Below are 17286 nucleotides of genomic sequence, written 5' to 3' on the forward strand. Positions count from 1 at the left end.
TTTTAATTCAACAGATTATGTTCCTTGTTTCCCCAAACTAGGTCAGTAAAAATACTGACCTAGTTTTTTTATAAAATTGAAAACCATTCATCTCCATACTGGTTTTTTTACAATTTCTTAATATTTATGGATTTTCACTAGCAGGATAGATCGTTCAAAAAAATATTGATAAATAGATAGATAGATAAATAAATGAATGAAATGTAAAGAAAAATTACAAAGCTTAGTCAGGCTATTGCCAAACAATAGGCATTCGACTACTATGTCCTCAGAAACAAAAGGGAACTTCAACTGAATAAGGTTAACGCTAAATAATAAAACGAAACCCAGAGGATATTATCAATTGGGGTTGGTTCTAAATGCGTTAAAAATAATCGATCGAGAGAACAAGCCTGCCCCCGCGAATGCGGGGTATGGGGATTATTAGATATAAACCAATAGTTAGGATCTAATAATTTTCTTTCAATATACCAAATGATTGAATTGAGAAATTATCTATAGTCTTCATCTCCATGAGATAGAGATTAATAGTGATGTTTTGTGATAAAATAAAATAATTACGAATTATTATCTGAAAAACTCAAGTTAATTGAGCCATATTTTCGATGATAAAGCTATGAATAAATAGGATCGTAAACGATAACGATTTAGTTTGTGTTTCTTTGTGTTTTTATGGGGCAACAAGACTAACTTATGTCTGCGATTTTTGGGATACCGGCATTGCCAGAACTGATGGCGATGACTCAAGGAGATAAGAATATTTGCATTGCGGTCTTGGATGGCCCAGTGGATCGAGATCATCCTTGCTTTGAGGGCGCAGACCTGACCCGCTTGCCGTCCTTGGTGAAAGGGGAAGCTCGACCTGATGGGAATATGTCAGCCCACGGCACCCATGTTTCCAGCATTATCTTTGGTCAGCCAGGGAGTTCGGTGCCGGGAATTGCCCCGAAATGCAAAGGGGTCATTGTTCCCGTATTTTCAGACGATCGCCGAGGTGTGTCGCAGTTAGACCTCGCCCGAGCCATCGAGCAGGCGGTGAATGCTGGAGCCCACATCATCAATCTCAGCGGTGGTGAACTCACTGACTTTGGGGAAGCGGACGGGTGGCTGGAGAATGCGGTGCGATTATGTGCGCGGAAAAATGTTTTACTCGTCGCTGCCGCTGGTAACAATGGGTGCGAATGTCTGCACGTTCCGGCTGCCCTGCCCGCTGTCCTCGCAGTGGGCGCGATGGATGCCAATGGCAAACCCCTAGACTTCAGCAACTGGGGCGAAGCCTATCAAACCCAAGGCATCCTTGCCCTTGGGAAAGACATTCTGGGGGCAAAACCCGGTGGGGGAACCCAGACCCTCAGCGGGACAAGCTTGGCCACACCCATTGTTTCCGGGGTGGCGGCGTTGCTGCTGAGTCTGCAACGGGAACGAGGGGAAAACCCTGACCCCCAAAAAGTTCGTCAAGTGTTATTGCAGAGTGCTTTGCCCTGTAACCTTGACTTGCCTGCGGAGACCGTTCGCTGTTTGGCAGGCAAACTCAACATCTCTGGATCTGTCACATTACTAACAGGAGGAAATATGCCAGAGGAAATTGCATCAATGGCATCCGTTGATGCATCATCAGAAGTAGAAGCCGCAGGATGCGGTTGTGGTGGCGGTACGCCAGTTGCTCTACTTGGGGAAACCCCAAGACCGCACGGGCTTTTGAATACAGCGGCTGGACAAACACAGCCTGCATCAGCAGCCAGACCGAGTAATAATCTCCCTAACTTGCAAGATCTAATTAAATCTGTACCCCAACAACCAGCAATGCCACCAATGTCTAACATTACTGCTAATTCTGTCACCGCCAGCGAAGCCCCTAGTCAAATTGCCGATCTCGGTCAAATTGTCTATGCTTTAGGAACTCTAGGTTATGACTTCGGGACTGAAGCCCGTCGGGACTCTTTTAAGCAATTGATGCCTCCGTTTGAGTTTGCCGGGACGATGGTGCCAGCGAACCCCTACGATGCCCGCCAGATGGTGGATTACTTGGCAAACGATATCTCTGAATCGCGATCGCTCATCTGGACACTCAACATTGAACTGACTCCAGTCTATGCGATCGCGCCCACCGGCCCATTCGCCGCCGATGCTTACCGCGCCCTCCACGAACTACTCGGCGGTCAAATCCAGCCTGAGAGCGATGCTGAATACGTTGAGCGGGTCAGCATCCCTGGTGTTTTAACTGGGAAAAAGGTCAAGCTATTCTCCGGTCAAATCGTTCCGGTGATTGAACCCCTGGGAACCCGAGGCATTTACGGCTGGAAGGTCAACAGCTTGGTGAGTGCGGCGATGGAAGCAGTGCAAGCGGAAGACGGAACTGCCGACGAAGACCGGATTCGCAAGACTTTGGATGGTTTCCTCAACCGGATTTACTACGATCTACGCAACCTGGGAACCACTTCCCAAGACCGCGCCCTCAACTTTGCCGTCACCAACGCTTTCCAAGCTGCCCAAACCTTCAGCCAAGCAGTAGCCGTTGGCATGGAACTCGACAGCATTACGGTTGAAAAAAGTCCCTTCTGTCGGATAGATAGCGACTGTTGGGATGTGAAGCTGAAGTTCTTCGATCCAGAAAACAGCCGTCGAGCCAAGAAAATTTTCCGCTTTACAATTGATGTAAGTGACCTAATTCCTGTCACTCTCGGCGAAGTTCGTTCTTGGTCTTCTCCTTACTAAGGAGTTGTACTGGCTTAGTGAGAGTGGAGTTGACTATTGCACTCTCACTCGAACATCCCAATGTGAGAAATCTACAAAAACCGGGTTTCTTTAGAAAATCTCTGTAATCCCAGCAAAATTGTCATAGAAACCCGGTTTCTATAGCGGAGAATCTTAAACCATGCGACTACCTATATTGTCTCCTCCTGTCAAACGTCCCCATTTTATCCAGCCCGCCCTATGCGTGGATCTAGAAAATGGTCGGATCGAGGATCTGGTGCATATTCGGATGGATTTGCTCCATGCCGCCAACTATAACGATCCGCCAGCCTTTGCCAACCGTAGTTTCAACCAAGTAATGCACTCGAGTGTCAGTGCGAGTGCAGCCAGTCAGGGTTGGGGTGGCTTTGGGGGCATGGGACGATTCTATTAATGTAGGTTGGGTTGAGGAACGAAACCCAACGAAACCCAACGAATAATGTAGGTTGGGTTGAGGAACGAAACCCAACGAAACCCAACTTACCACCTCAAACAACCGAAAAAGGAAACTGAAACTATGGCTAAGAAGAAAACAACAGAAAGAGCCTCAGAAGTCTCCACCACCGAAGTCACCTCTACTCCCGAACCGAAAAAGTCTTATGTACCCACTTCCCAGACCGGGCTGCAAGATTATTCTTACTGGTGGGAATACGTGAGACAACACGCCAAAGCGCAGGAAGATCAGCCCAAATCCTTCCGACGAGGCCGCATCTGGGCATAACTCCTAGCTTGTATTAATTGATTTGTCTACTTAATCACTGACTTTTTGCTCTATGCCATCCACTCCACTACTGCAAATTAAGCCCCACTTTCATGTCGAGGTAATCGAACCCAAGCAAGTGTATCTCCTGGGCGAACAGGCTAACTATGCCCTCACCGGACAACTGTACTGCCAGATTTTGCCCCTCTTGGATGGGCAACACAATCGCGAGCAGATTGTGGAAAAGCTGGATGGGGAAGTGCCAGAAGAATACATCGACTATGTACTGGAGCGTCTGACGGAAAAGGGCTACCTCACCGAGGCTGCCCCAGAACTTTCCCCGGAAGTGGCGGCATTTTGGAGCGAGTTAGGGATTGCACCCCCCGTTGCGGCGGCAGCTTTAAGGCAACCCGTCACCCTAACAACGGTGGGCGAAAATATCAGTGAAGTGACAGTAGCCGCCCTAACCACAGCCCTGCAAGACATTGGCATTTCCGTGCAGTCTCCCACAGCAGAGGATTCTGCAACAGCACTGAACGTGGTGTTGACCGATGACTATTTGCAGCCGGAACTCACCAAGATTAATAAACAGGCACTAGAGCGCCAACAAACTTGGCTGCTGGTTAAGCCTGTAGGCAGTGTCCTGTGGCTAGGGCCGGTGTTTGTTCCGGGTAAGACCGGATGTTGGGGCTGTCTAGCCCATCCCCTCCGGGGCAACCGGGAAGTTGAATCGTCAGTTTTGCGGCAAAAGCAAGCCCAGCAGCAACGCAATGGTCAGAACGGTTCTGCGATCGGCTGCTTGCCCACCGCCAAGGCAACCTTACCTTCCACCTTGCAAACCGGGCTACAGTTTGCCGCCACGGAGATTGCCAAGTGCATTGTCAAGCAATACGTCAATGCCACTGCACCGGGAACAGTGTTCTTTCCCACTCTGGACGGCAAGATTATCACCTTTAATCACACAGTTATCGACTTGAAAAGTCATGTTCTCGTCCGACGACCCCAATGTCCTAGCTGTGGCGAACCGCAAATTTTGCAGCGGCGAGGCTTTGAACCCCTGAAGCTAGAATCCCGTCGCAAGCTGTTCACCCAGGATGGGGGCCACCGCGCCACAACACCAGAACAGACGGTGCAGAAATACCAGCACTTAATCAGCCCGATAACCGGAGTGGTGACGGAACTGGTGCGGATCACTGACCCCGCGAATCCCTTGGTACATACCTATCGGGCGGGGCATAGCTTCGGTGCTGCTACTACCTTGCGGGGTTTACGCAACACCCTGAAACACAAGAGTTCTGGTAAAGGCAAAACCGATAGCCAATCCAAGGCGAGTGGTTTTTGTGAGGCAGTGGAACGCTATTCGGGGATCTTTCAGGGGGATGAACCCCGCAAACGGGCAACCCTGGCGGAACTGGGAGACTTGGCGATTCATCCAGAGCAATGTTTGTGCTTTAGCGACACCCAGTATGCTAACCGGGAAGCCCTCAACGAGCAGGCAACAGTAGCTCACGATTGGATTCCCCAGCGATTTGATGCCAGTCAAGCCATTGAATGGACGCCCGTATGGTCGTTAACAGAGCAGACCCATAAGTATCTGCCTACCGCAATGTGCTACTACCATTATCCCTTGCCCCCAGAACACCGCTTCGCCAGAGGTGATTCCAACGGTAATGCTGCTGGGAACACCCTAGAAGAAGCCATCCTACAAGGGTTTCTGGAATTGGTAGAGCGTGATAGCGTCGGGTTGTGGTGGTACAACCGTCTCAGCCGTCCGGCAGTGGACTTGAGCAGCTTTGATGAGCCGTATTTTGTGCAGTTGCAGCAGTTCTATCGGGAAAACGATCGGGATTTGTGGGTGCTGGATTTGACCGCAGATTTAGGCATTCCCGCTTTTGTGGGGGTGTCGAATCGGAAAACGGGAAGCTCGGAACGCCTGATTCTAGGCTTTGGGGCGCACCTTGACCCAACTGTTGCCATTATCCGAACCCTCACCGAAGTGAGTCAAATAGGCTTGGAACTGGATAAAGTGCCAGACGAGAACCTGAAAAGCGATGCAAAGGATTGGTTAGTGAATGCGAAATTGGCGGATCATCCCTATTTGCTTCCTGATGCCACCCAACCCCTCAAGACGGCTCAGGACTATCCCAAGCTGTGGGGAGATGATATTTACGCGGAGGTGAATACCTGTGTGGAGATTGCCAAGCAAGCGGGTTTAGAAACCTTGGTGGTGGATCAAACCCGACCGGACATTGGTTTGAATGTGGTTAAGGTAATTGTGCCAGGGATGCGGCATTTCTGGTCGCGGTTTGGGGCCGGTCGGCTCTACGATGTGCCGGTGAAGTTGGGATGGTTAGCGGAACCGCTCACGGAGGGACAGATGAACCCGACACCGATGCCATTTTAAGTTTTTTAAAGTTTAGGGGCGACTTGCTTTCACTACATCACAAATATCGCCCCACTAGGCTTCTTCTCAATGAAGAAGAGGACTGACCCACCTCAACGGGTCAACAAACAAAATGAGGATTACTCCAATGGACAAGAAAAACCTCCTGCCCAACCAAGGCAAACCCGTCATCCGTGGCATCAGTGGTAAACTCCCCAGCCACTTGGCTGAACTCTCCGAGGAAGCTCTCGGTGGTGCCGGTGTAGATGCCTCTTTCGTGCCTTGCTGTTCCTATGATGGGGCAGATGCCTCTTTCGTGCCTTGCTGTTCCTACGATGGGGCAGATGCCTCTTTCGTGCCTTGCTGTTCCTACGATGATGGTGATGCCTAAATCACCTGAATTGGCAATAGCTAGCCAATCAAATATTCAGCCTAGTCCACCTTGGGGAATATGGCAGTTTACTGTCATAAATTTGAACAGGAAAGGTCGCTAGGCTTTAGTAGAAAGACGAGGATAAGGATGCTGGGATAGCAGACATTTTATCAAGTCTTGTCTTCCTTATCTTTACCTCGTCTTTTTTTAGAAAAAAGATTGTTAGCCTAATACTTGTTTCGCTAACCCCTATCACCCTCAAAATATTATGCAAAATAATTCTATCAGTCCTAGTGTTCCTACTCAGTCCAGCCCAACATCTGAAGTCGAAAAAGTTCGTGCTTTTTATAACAAAAATTCCATTAACTTTAGTCGAATGGTTCCCGATCCGGTCGCTAGATCCCATAATCTTGATCTAGCGGCTCGTATGGGGATACAACCTGGAAACTATATCTTTGATGCGGGTTGTGGCGCCGGAATTCCGGCGATTCATATTGCCCAGTCTTTTCCTGGGACGCGGATTGAGGGAATAACGATTTCTGACGTGGAAGCGGCAGAAGCCCAAATTAGGATTGCCCAAACTAACTTGGTCGATCGGGTACGGGTGCAAGTGGGGGATTTTCATGCACCACCCTTTCCTAACGAAGTCTTTGATGTGGTCTTTTTCAACGACAGCATCAAGTATTCTAATCAGGTGTCCCAAGTCCTAGCTGAAGCCAAGCGGGTGCTGCGTCCGGGAGGAACCCTATATATCACAGGTCTTTTTGTCAAAGAGCCTCCGCTCTCTGCGCTCGAGCAACAATCGCTTGATGAAGCCAAGCAGCAAGAAATGTATGGCAGTCATGTGATTACCATTAAGAAAACGGTTGAATTTGTAGAGCAGGCGGGATTCCAGTCCATTGAATATGACGAAAACCAGGCGATGACAATGCCAGCCCTGGCTTTTCGTCTGATTTGTGAAAACTTGCTCCACCCTAATTCGCCTCTATTTTTTGGAGAAATTAAAGCGGTAAAACCTGCCAGAGCTAAAACTCAAAATCGAATTCAACCTGCTGGCGTTAGCTCCAGTCCTGCTCGGAATCGCCATGAAGAAAATTTACGCTATATTGAAGAACACAAGCAAATTTTTGAGATTGAAAATTCTTATCCATTAAATTTGTTTGAAGAATTCATTAGAAAACCAAGGAAAGGTAAAGGAGGGACGATTGCCTGTTGCTGCAATATCGAAAAAGAACGTTGTTATCCCTCTCGTTTTGCTTATCTCTCTGAAGTTTTTGTCTCTGATCCAGCAATGAAATTGATCGATATTGAGGATTTTCTATCTTTCTCCCATCGCATAGAAGAACGTCCAGAACTTCAGATTAATCGGAGTTTACTTCAGCAGTTTTTAGCTACAGGTTTAGACCCTTCTAAAGTAGATATGGTAACTGTTGGTGTTGACGTTCGCCCAGAACTCAGACATTCACGGATCAAGTTGTATTTTAGCATCAGGGACTATCCAGAAAAGATCGCAATTGCCATAGCACTTTGCGGCGAACGGCGTGATTGGCAGAAATTAATAGTTAATGGGACGTTATTAGTAGGGTTTGACTTTTTCTTGGACAATCGAGCTGCGGTAGAAGTCTATCCCACGTTTTTCCCCGCCGATCTCCAGCGAGCGGATGTTCAAGCCTATTTAACTTCCAGACTACCTGCAAAAGCACTACCTCTCCTTGATGAGAGTAGAAGCGTTCAAATTGGGATTAGCAAGGATAACGATAGTGATATTCTATATTTCAATAATTTTAAATCTCCCAACAGTGCCGTTGATTATCTGGGAAATCAAATGGTTAAGCAAGTCCACGCTCACTATCGAAACCGAGTCTTTCACGATTTGTATATCGGGATTCCTGAATCTGATTTTTATGCCGATTCTATTCAGAGGGTAAAAATGTATTATCACATGAACGATTTTGTGAATCAGAGGAATTTGAGATTAATATAGACCCAAAACCCACTCTCAATGAGTATTGATTATCCACTTTAGATATTTACAAGCTCTTTCATAAGCAAATACAATTATGACGATAACTTCTGGATTTTCACATAATTATCTACGAGAGCAGCGACTCCGTTTCATACGAACTCATCTGGATGCTTTTGATGTAGAGCCTTGCTTTCCTCTACCTCTTTTTGAAGAAGCTGTTCTTGAAATTGAAGGCTACTGTGGTATTGAACCCACTTGCCATGTTGAAGGAGATCGCTTATTTGCAAGCGACTTTCAAGTTGCTACCTATGAAGAAACTTGGCCCCGATCGCTGGTCGATGCTTCAAAATTTTTAGACAAAGTTGAAAGCAGAGTGGGCGTTCAAATTAATCGGAACTTGCTCGATCAGTTTTCATCCCTATACATTAACTCTAGCCAAATCGAAACTAACACCATCGGCATTGACTTACGTCCGACACTTCAGGATTCTCTAATCAAGGTATATATGCACCTCCATCCTGGGGAAGGTAACGAAGATTTAGTGATGACAGCTCTCGCACTTGATGGTGCTAACTATTCGGCTGAAGTGACAGAAGTTTTGCTAAAAGATGGTAGCTTAATTGGATTTAATCTTTTCCTGGATGGTCGTAGTAACATAGAAATATGGGCGATTTCGCCCGGAGGTAAATACCAACAGCGAGGCAACTTTGGAAGCTATCTTGCTGCCTATATACGAAAACACTTTTCACAAAAAGTGATTTCTCTATTTGATGTTTCAGACGGGATTGCAGCAAGTTTTTCTAAGCAAAAGACAAGCCCCCTATTGTATTTTCACTTTTTTGATATCAAAGAAATCCCAAAATATTTTGCATTCAATAGCTTGGGCGACAAAATTTATGACTTTTATCAGAGTCTTGACTGTGTTACCTATGCTACTGTGTATGCCCGAGAGCAAGATATGGAAAGTAATCGGTTAAATAACTATGGGTTTTTGTACAATAGAAGTGATACATGTCAAGTGGATTTAGATAAATTGCGCTTCACACAACAGGTTGGAATTAGTCCTTAAACACCAAAACATTTTTCATCACTTTTCATCACTTGATTAATTAATCGGAGCCGACAGCTTTGCGAACCATTATCAGAATGTGATGATTTCCAACTATTCTTGTCCTAATCTTATTATTCACCGCCATGAGCCTTCATTCCTTCGCAGTTTCCCTAAATCCTTCTGTCCAAGTGAGCAGCACTGAAAGTCAGTATACCCTGGGCTCGGTAGAAGCAGATCCCACCGCTTTACTCACCCTGGCGACAACCCCTGGAATCACGATGGTTCTTGATAGTCTTAAGGCTGGCAGTAGTACCCCCGAATTACTGGTACAAAAGTTAGCGGAACTGGAAGGTCAGGCAGTGGGGGAACAGTTCGGGCAGATGCTAAAACAACTGGATGAGCGGGGTTGGTTGAGTTATACCGTCTTGCCCCTAGCAGTGGCAATCCCGATGGTGGACTCGGCTGAGTTAAATCTAGCCCAACCCTACTGGACACAAACCCGTGTCGCCCTCTCCCGTTTTGCCTATCAGCGTCCCTACGAAGGCACAATGGTGCTGGAGTCCCCCCTGTCGAAGTTTCGGGTCAAGCTCCTCGACTGGCGAGCTAGTGCCATCCTCACTCAACTAGCTCAACCTCAATCTTTAGGAGCTGTCACACCTCCCCCCTACTTGGGTGCAGAAACCGCCTATCAGTTTCTCAATTTATTGTGGGTCGCAGGGTTTCTGACGGCTGACCCCGAACCTCCCTCGCTTCAACTTTGGGACTTTCACAACCTCCTGTTCCACAGCCGCAGCCGCGGGGGTCGCCATGACTATCCATTACAGGACACCAACATTGAGCAGTGGTCAGATTTCCCAGTAGTGAAACCACCCATGAGCGATCGGATTGTGCCGCTACCCCATCCGAACTTGGGGGCGTTGAAGTATAACGATGCTACGCTCACCGAAGCGATCGAGAGACGGAAGTCCATCCGTAAGTGTGATGAAGCTCATCCAGTTACAGTTGAACAACTCAGCGAACTGCTTTATCGTACTGCCCGGATCAAAGATATTCGCTCAGTGGAGGAGTATTTTGGTGAAAATTGGCGAGAAATACTCGATTTTGACGCGGACATTGACTATGGCGAGTTGGCCAGTCGTCCGTACCCTGGCGGCGGAGCGATGTATGAGCTAGAAATTTATCCAGTGGTGCGACGATGTGAAGGATTGGACACAGGGCTGTATCACTACGACCCACTCAATCACCAATTGGAGCAGATTATAGGAGCAGAAGACAATATCTTTGCTCTATCAGGCTATAAGCTTCCAAACAACCTCCCAAGCAATTTGGGAACACCACAAGTCCTTCTTGTGATTACGGCGCGGTTTGGGCGATTGTTCCGTAAGTATCGTTCCTTGGCCTACTCGTTAGTGCTGAAACACGTGGGAGTATTGCAGCAAAATTTTTATCTGGTGGCGACGAATATGGGTCTGGCTCCCTGTGCATGGGGATATGGAGATAGCGATGGTTTTGGACAAGCAGCAGGTTTGGATTATGTGGAAGAGTCGGCGGTGGGTGAGTTCACGTTAAGCTCTCTACCGAAAAGGGATTTGCGAGCGAGTGGAGTTGAGTTAGCTCAAGATGTTGATGCCTCCGAAGAGTCAGGGGAAGTAGGTATCTCCGTGAGTAAGGCTGAGTTAACTCGGAGTGAGACGGAACCAGATCCGGCTGATGTTGGATTTCTTTCTTCAATCCAACCGACAGAGACTTTGAGTTCCTCTGACGAGGGATTGAGGGAAGCGGCGGAAACCGTCAGTAAGGCGGTTCGTTCGGAGGCTTTAGAAACCTCAATGGAGACAACAGATGCCGCCGTTTCCGGACGTGAGACGGAATCGGTTAACTTGTCGGCTTTATCAGAGTCCACAACTGAAGTCATGGACTCAAAAGTATCAGAGAGCCAAGCCGAATCGGATATTATCCCGGATGAAATTGAATCGGCGACGATTTCCGCCAGTGAGGTTGAGAGTTCTGCCTCCCCAGCTTTGGTAGCGCTCCATCCTCACGACCTCGACGATCGCGTCCCTGGACTCGCCTACCTCCGTAACCAAACTCTCGGCGACCCCCGCATCACGATTGTGGTTCTCGAAGGCAACCCCGACCACTCCCTCTCTTGTTTCCAAAGCCCTGAAATTTCTAAAGTCTTTCCCTACTGGCACGACACGCCAGAACCGTTTTCCGCAGAAGACTATGCCAAATACCGAGCGATTGATGATAGTGATCGCACGAAACAGGAGAAAGAAGAAGCCCTTAAGGCAGCTTTTCCAGAACCGCAGATAGTCCGTCTCAAAGTCGATGACCATACTTGCCATGTCACCAGCATCATCGTGGGTCAAGAGAACACCCCTTCTGCTGGTATTGCTCCCCACTGTCGCCTGATTAATTTGCCGGTTAATAGTACGGGGATTCCCGAGGAATCTATTGGTATTTTGAACCTAGCCCGTGCCTTTGAGCAAGCACTGAATTTAGGGGCAAATATCATTCACTGTGGGTTCTGTCGCCCTACCCAAACCTGCGAAGGGGAAGAGCTATTGGCTAAAGCGGTACAGAAGTGCTTGGATAACAACATTCTGATTGTTGGGCCTGCGGGTAATGGTTTGGGTGAATATTGGTGTCTGCCAGGAGTCCTGCCAGGAGTCCTTCCGGTCGGAGCAATGGATTTAGGCAGTCCACCTGCCCACTATAGTAACTGGGGACGCAACTACACCCAAGAGGGGATTATGGCTCCGGGTGATGACATTTGGGGAGCGCAACTCGGTAGTGAAAAACCGAAACTGCGAACAGGAACCAGTGGTTCGGCTCCCATCGTCACCGGAATCGCTGCGCTGCTGATGAGTTTGCAGCTACAACAAGGTAAACCCATTGATGCAGAGGCTGTCCGTATGGCACTCCTTAACACCGCTATTCCTTGCGATCCTAAGCGGGTAGAAGAACCGGAACGCTGTATGCGCGGCTTTGTCAATATTGCTGGGGCAATGGAAGTCCTGTTTGGACGACCTTCTGTCACTATTTCCTTTGCAGGCGACCAAGTGACCCGCACCGAATGGGCTGGTTATGCCCTACCTACCCCAACAGCGATGTCAGCCAGTTCAGCCCCTAGTTCGGCTGTTGTGGCGGCGATCGCAGAAAATGCCGTTACCGACGGGGCGATCGCCACTGTTCAAGAATCCGCAGAACCCACCAACATCGAAACCAGCACCGCCTTTGCTGGTGATGTTTATGCTCTGGGTACTCTGGGATACGACTTTGGCGATGAAGCCCGCCGAGATACCTTCAAGCAACTGATGCCTCCGTTTGAACTGGATGGGATCATGGTTCCCCCAGATCCTTATGATGCTCGTCAGGTGGTTGAACACCTCGATCGCAACCCGGACGAAGCCCGATCGCTGATTTGGACTCTCAACCTCGAGCAAAATACCCTCTATGCCTTAGAACCAAAAGGCCCCTTTGCCAGCGACGTTTACGAAATATTCTTGCAGATGTTGGCCGGACAACTGGAACCAGAAACCAGCGATGAATTTGTCGAACGCATCAGTGTCGCCGCCCGTCGCACCAACCGCACGGTGGAACTCTTTTCTGGGGAAGTGGTGCCGGTAGTGACGGTGCATGACCTACGAGGAATGTATGGCTGGACGGTCAACGCCCTGATCAACCCGGCCCTGGCTTCCGTCCGCAACCTGGAACCCGATCGAGAACCGATCGTCCGTGAAGCCATCAGCGCCTTCCTAAATCGGGTGTATTATGACCTGCATAACTTAGGCCAAACTTCCCGCGATCGCGCCCTCAACTTCGCCACCACCAACATTTTCCAAGCTGTCTCTGTCTTTGCGGAAGCGATCGCCTCTGGTCGCCAACTCGACACCATCTCCGTGGAGAAAAGCCCCTACTGCCGCATTCGCAGTGATTGCTGGGATGTCTTGCTCACCTTCTTTGACCCTGACAGCAGTCGGCGATCGCGTCGGGTGTTCCGGTTTACCCTAGATGTAGCCGCTAACTTGCCTGTCACGATCGGCAGCATCAAACGCTGGTCTATTCCTGGTCAATCCAACAGTCAATAGCGGACGGGGGATGGAGTGATGGGGTGATGGGGCGACTGAGTGATGGAATGAGTGCGATCGTATTTCTTAGGACCCGCCCATTCCGGTATATACGTTATCGCTTAAAAGCAGAAATCTTAGGGCGAAGCATTCCGGTATATACGTTATCGCTTAAAAGCAGAAATCTACTGCCGGAATGCTTTGCCCCTAAACATTTTCTATTGGCTGAACCACAAATTTTGGGTTAGGGCGAAGCATTCCGGTATATACGTTATCGCTTAAAAGCAGAAATCTACTGCCGGAATGCTTTGCCCCTACGGTCATGCTTTGCCCCTACAGGGGTACTCTATTAATCTGAAAAACGCTGTAATATCAGGTTCAAAAAATAGAAACATGGGAATAGAATTTAACCATTTATTTATTACTCTCGACACAGAAACCCTATAGTCAATCGCCAAATCAGAGTTCATTAGCCAAGAATTTTGCACAATATCCAGAGATACCGTAAAAACTGATAGAGAGAGTTGGGCGGTAATTTATCTCAGGGGAAAATATGCCTATCTTGAGATTTTTGCGCCAGGAAGTGCTCAAGGGTTGAAAGAAGGTTTTTCCGGTATTGGTTTGAATATTCAACCAGCCGGACAGATTGATCTTGTAGAGGAAAAACTAAAATCCTGATTACAAGAAAGCAAAGAACTTTCCGAAGGCGATCGCAAGAAAACCCGCTTTCTAAAACTGTTTTACAGTAAAACGCTGCCAATCAATCGGTAAATGCGGCAAAAAGAATTGTTGATATTTAATTCAACTATTTGTTTGATTTTCCTTGAAAAATAGGTATGTACAAAATACTTACCTATTTTTGTTTTTTTATGTTAAGCCATTCATTTTCATTATGATTAAAAAAATATTAATATTTTATCATTTATCCTTCACAAATAAATCATAAAAGCATATAAACTAATACTGAAACGTTGACTTTAGGATTTTCTGTATAACGTTTGCTTTCGGTAATAACTCCGCTTTCAAAAATAATACTCAAAACAATGAACATATAATATTATCTCACAAAATAGCCTAAATAAATAATATTATATTTTCATTGTTTTGACTTATTATTTATAATTCAAATTTATCCGAGGCGATAAAATTAAATTCTGCCTGATAAAAAGAATCAATATTTAAGGCATACTCTCCACCGTCTTCGCCATTATTTTCAATAATCAGTTCTCTGCTCACCGATGGATAATTGCCTTGATTATTTACAGGATTTAAATCGCCAAAATCGATTTCAGGAGAAGGTTTAATCGCCACTACAGGTTCTCCATTTGCTAGATTTAATACAGGAGAGCCATTTGATTTCATCACGGCAGATAACACCACTTTTACACCCTTAAAAGTGACATTAGAATAACAGTTATACGCGGTAATTGTCACAGTTTCTGCCCCCTTAGTAGTCAAGGGTTTGTTGGCACTTTTTAACTCAAAACAGGGGATTGGTTGCGGAACATCCAAATAAATACCAACGGCGCGAGTATTACAAATAATTTTGCTCAATACCTCTGCAAAACCATTAATTGCATCACGATCGCTAAAAGCTTGTCCCCCTGTTTCTGTTGCCAGTCTCGCGTATTCTGTTTGGATAGTATCTCGAAACTTACTCTTAGATGTACCAAAATAAGTGTGAAGAGTTACTCCCTCTTGTTTAGCGGTTTGAATAGCCTTATTTGCCGCGATGATATCTTTCTGCTCAGTTTTATCACCACCACCTTCTAAAGCTTCATCTCCTAGATAAAAAATCGCCCGCGTAGCGCCCGCTCTCCAATTGAAATGATTACAGATATCTTCGATCGCCCGCGCCGCATCTTCTTGAGCGCCAGCATCGGCTAATTCACCTCGCTTTCTCCCGCGAATATCTGAGTCAGAAACTTGACATTCTTTAATCAGATAATCTCGAATTGTCCGGTTAAAATGTGTTCCTTTCCAAGTCCCTTCAATCCCAAACCACGCCACTCTCAAATCGCAAGGACAACTTGAAGCAGCGGAAGTAATCGCGGCTTGGGCGGCATTACTAAGATCCTGCGCTTCATCTCTCATCGAGGGACTGGTATCAATAATAATTACTAAATCAACGGGCTCGACTTCATTTTTCTCAATTTGGCAAGGACGCACTGTAGGAATAACTACTTCTGTTTGACTCATGCTGTGAAATCTGTTAAATAATCAACAGTATAACAATAACATGATTTCCGTTATTGGATCTATTTTGCCTGATTAAGTATTATTACATTTGGGGGAGCGACACTTACTTCCTTCTTAACCATGAATCAACCTTGAGGATCCCCAAATCCGGTTTCTGAGTATAAGACTTTTTTAAGCTAATGAAAATTAATCGGCAATGTTTGGGAGATTCGATTTATTGTGGGGTCTAATTTCTGAAATTATCAGCGTTTTTTCCATACAACTAACCTGGTATGACCTTATGGCTAAGGATATTTGTGTTCGCTCTATCTACGAGAAGCCCACGGTAAAAGCTTAAATGCGTCAGTTGTACCAGGGCGTGTCATCAGTTAGAGGGGAAGGAGTGATTGTGACGAGTGCGGAAGCCCGCATCTGTTATCAGTTAAGCCAGACAACGATAGCCGCCAAATAAATAGCGCCTAAAAAGTTTCTAGCGGTCTGGTCGTAAACGGTAGCAATGGCGCGATATTGCTTGAGTCTCGCAAAGAAATTTTCAATTACAGCTTGTTCAGTAAACTTTTGTAACAATTGTGTGATAAACTGAAGCTGTAATCAATGCAGACCAGATTCAGACATGGGAAGTTACTCTATTGATCTTAGACAAAAAGTGGTGACTGCTTATAAGTTGGGCAAAGGCTCTATTCGGCAACTAGCCGAATAGTTTATGATTAGTCCTGCCACTGTCTATAGTTATATCAAAAAAGCTCGCGAAACCTCTTGATATAACCCCTAAAAAACCAAGACCAAAGCGTCCTGGAAAACTAGAGGCTTATCGAGACTTTATTATTCGGATGGTACAAGATAACCCCGATTGGAAAGTGAGGCAATATCGGGAATATCTCCTCACAGAGCCGGATGTTTATGTCAGTGTAGGAGGAATGTGTGAATTCCTCAATAAACTTGGACTGGGCGAAGCATTCGCGGAGCGGGCTAGTGATTTCAACCAAGAACCACTGGCGCGAATGCTATCGCCCCTACAAAAAAACTTACCGAGCCGATTGGCAACATCGGTAAGGTCAAAAACAGCGCGTTGATTACCGGGAGAGGGTTCGAGATGTACCAGAGGAGAAAATGATATTCATTGATGAGACAGCATTCTGGGTGGGGATGAGTCGGGAGATAGCCAGGAGTGAAAAGGGTAAAAAGGCATTCTGTTTAAGATACTTTTATAAAGGGAGAAAAATGACCTTGATTGGGGCAATAAGTATTGAAGGAGTTGTAGCGAAAAAAGCAATTGAAGGCTCGATGAAAGGAGAAGATTTTCAGGAGTTTGTGGAACCGGATCTGGTTCCGAAGCTGAATCCAGGGGATGTGGTAGTTATGGATAACCTTAATATCCATAAAAGGGAAGGTATCGAAGAACTGATTGCCGAGAGCGGGAGTCCGAGTAGAATATTTACCACCCTACTCACCAGACTTTAATCCGATTTCTATGTTGTGGTCAACAGTGAAGTCACTGGTAAGAATGTTCCCAACACGAGCAATGTCGGTGCTAGAACAGTTAATTGAACTTGCTCTGATGCTGATTGCAATACATACGTTTAAGAACTGGTTTACTAAATGCTGTTATTGTACTAATTAAATAGCGAACAAGCTGTAGCTATTTTTTATTATAAATATTTAAGTTTTTGATTAAATATATTATTGTCTAATAAATCAAACATAAAAATTATGTAATATTTGTTATTCGTTATTTGAGCTTATTTTTTGAATAGCCAAAAACAAATAACAAATATCAAACAACAAAAAACTAAGAATACCAAATATCA

Annotated in this window: 13 protein-coding genes; 11 read left to right on the forward strand and 2 right to left on the reverse strand. The window is 46.3% G+C overall.

Going from position 1 to position 17286, the window contains the following annotated elements; translation table 11 throughout:
* The first annotated feature begins 693 nt into the window (after window positions 1-693).
* From AM228_RS10450 to AM228_RS35125, 9 genes are all read left to right on the forward strand, one after another.
* The gene (locus tag AM228_RS10450) at window positions 694-2715 is read left to right on the forward strand and encodes a PatA/PatG family cyanobactin maturation protease (RefSeq protein WP_054466065.1); all 2022 of its coding nucleotides are present in this window, start codon (window positions 694-696) and stop codon (window positions 2713-2715) included.
* A 160-nt stretch (window positions 2716-2875) separates the two neighbouring features.
* Complete coding sequence (locus tag AM228_RS10455) at window positions 2876-3127, forward strand: cyanobactin biosynthesis system PatB/AcyB/McaB family protein (protein WP_054466066.1); 252 nt, start codon at window positions 2876-2878, stop codon at window positions 3125-3127.
* 123 nt (window positions 3128-3250) lie between these two features.
* Window positions 3251-3454: a cyanobactin biosynthesis PatC/TenC/TruC family protein gene (locus AM228_RS10460; RefSeq protein ID WP_054466067.1), complete on the forward strand. Its 204-nt coding sequence runs from the start codon at window positions 3251-3253 to the stop codon at window positions 3452-3454.
* Between the two features lie 52 nt (window positions 3455-3506).
* Window positions 3507-5837 (forward strand): TOMM precursor leader peptide-binding protein, encoded by a 2331-nt coding sequence (locus AM228_RS10465; RefSeq protein WP_054466068.1) that lies wholly within the window; start codon window positions 3507-3509, stop codon window positions 5835-5837.
* A 112-nt stretch (window positions 5838-5949) separates the two neighbouring features.
* Window positions 5950-6207: a DUF5837 family cyanobactin class RiPP gene (locus AM228_RS10470; RefSeq protein ID WP_231636739.1), complete on the forward strand. Its 258-nt coding sequence runs from the start codon at window positions 5950-5952 to the stop codon at window positions 6205-6207.
* 250 nt (window positions 6208-6457) lie between these two features.
* Window positions 6458-8173 (forward strand): DUF5838 family protein, encoded by a 1716-nt coding sequence (locus AM228_RS10475; protein ID WP_054466070.1) that lies wholly within the window; start codon window positions 6458-6460, stop codon window positions 8171-8173.
* A 76-nt stretch (window positions 8174-8249) separates the two neighbouring features.
* The gene (locus AM228_RS10480; RefSeq protein ID WP_054466071.1) at window positions 8250-9224 is read left to right on the forward strand and encodes a DUF5838 family protein; all 975 of its coding nucleotides are present in this window, start codon (window positions 8250-8252) and stop codon (window positions 9222-9224) included.
* A gap of 125 nt (window positions 9225-9349) precedes the next feature.
* Window positions 9350-13300 carry a PatA/PatG family cyanobactin maturation protease gene (locus AM228_RS10485; protein ID WP_054466072.1) on the forward strand — a complete coding sequence of 1317 codons (3951 nt, stop codon included), beginning with the start codon at window positions 9350-9352 and terminating at the stop codon, window positions 13298-13300.
* 429 nt (window positions 13301-13729) lie between these two features.
* Window positions 13730-13957, forward strand: a complete 228-nt coding sequence (locus AM228_RS35125; protein ID WP_255353184.1) for a DUF5829 family protein — start codon at window positions 13730-13732, stop codon at window positions 13955-13957.
* A 438-nt stretch (window positions 13958-14395) separates the two neighbouring features.
* Here AM228_RS35125 and AM228_RS10490 read toward each other — a convergent pair whose 3' ends face one another.
* Entirely contained in the window at window positions 14396-15478 is a 1083-nt protein-coding gene (locus AM228_RS10490) for a hypothetical protein (RefSeq protein WP_054466073.1), read from the reverse strand.
* A 417-nt stretch (window positions 15479-15895) separates the two neighbouring features.
* Complete coding sequence (locus AM228_RS29560; protein WP_304437841.1) at window positions 15896-16054, reverse strand: transposase; 159 nt, start codon at window positions 16052-16054, stop codon at window positions 15896-15898.
* Between the two features lie 534 nt (window positions 16055-16588).
* On the opposite strand from AM228_RS29560, the gene AM228_RS30910 reads away from it, so the two are divergent.
* Together AM228_RS30910 and AM228_RS36740 are read left to right on the forward strand one after the other, a co-directional pair.
* Window positions 16589-16939 (forward strand): transposase, encoded by a 351-nt coding sequence (locus AM228_RS30910; protein WP_082348832.1) that lies wholly within the window; start codon window positions 16589-16591, stop codon window positions 16937-16939.
* Window positions 16884-17099, forward strand: a complete 216-nt coding sequence (locus AM228_RS36740; RefSeq protein WP_082348833.1) for a transposase — start codon at window positions 16884-16886, stop codon at window positions 17097-17099. The genes AM228_RS30910 and AM228_RS36740 overlap by 56 nt, the downstream gene beginning before the upstream one ends.
* Window positions 17100-17286 lie beyond the last annotated feature (187 nt).

It is taken from the genome of Planktothricoides sp. SR001 (assembly GCF_001276715.1).
Lineage (GTDB): Bacteria > Cyanobacteriota > Cyanobacteriia > Cyanobacteriales > Laspinemataceae > Planktothricoides > Planktothricoides raciborskii.

Excerpts from the sequence above, each read along its gene's own strand:
- AM228_RS10450 (WP_054466065.1), top strand. The coding sequence starts at position 694 with ATGTCTGCGATTTTTGGGATACCGGCATTGCCAGAACTGATGGCGATG.
- AM228_RS10455 (WP_054466066.1), top strand. The coding sequence starts at position 2,876 with ATGCGACTACCTATATTGTCTCCTCCTGTCAAACGTCCCCATTTTATC.
- AM228_RS10460 (WP_054466067.1), top strand. The coding sequence starts at position 3,251 with ATGGCTAAGAAGAAAACAACAGAAAGAGCCTCAGAAGTCTCCACCACC.
- AM228_RS10465 (WP_054466068.1), top strand. The coding sequence starts at position 3,507 with ATGCCATCCACTCCACTACTGCAAATTAAGCCCCACTTTCATGTCGAG.
- AM228_RS10470 (WP_231636739.1), top strand. The coding sequence starts at position 5,950 with ATGAGGATTACTCCAATGGACAAGAAAAACCTCCTGCCCAACCAAGGC.
- AM228_RS10475 (WP_054466070.1), top strand. The coding sequence starts at position 6,458 with ATGCAAAATAATTCTATCAGTCCTAGTGTTCCTACTCAGTCCAGCCCA.
- AM228_RS10480 (WP_054466071.1), top strand. The coding sequence starts at position 8,250 with ATGACGATAACTTCTGGATTTTCACATAATTATCTACGAGAGCAGCGA.
- AM228_RS10485 (WP_054466072.1), top strand. The coding sequence starts at position 9,350 with ATGAGCCTTCATTCCTTCGCAGTTTCCCTAAATCCTTCTGTCCAAGTG.
- AM228_RS10490 (WP_054466073.1), bottom strand. The coding sequence starts at position 15,478 with ATGAGTCAAACAGAAGTAGTTATTCCTACAGTGCGTCCTTGCCAAATT.
- AM228_RS30910 (WP_082348832.1), top strand. The coding sequence starts at position 16,589 with ATGATATTCATTGATGAGACAGCATTCTGGGTGGGGATGAGTCGGGAG.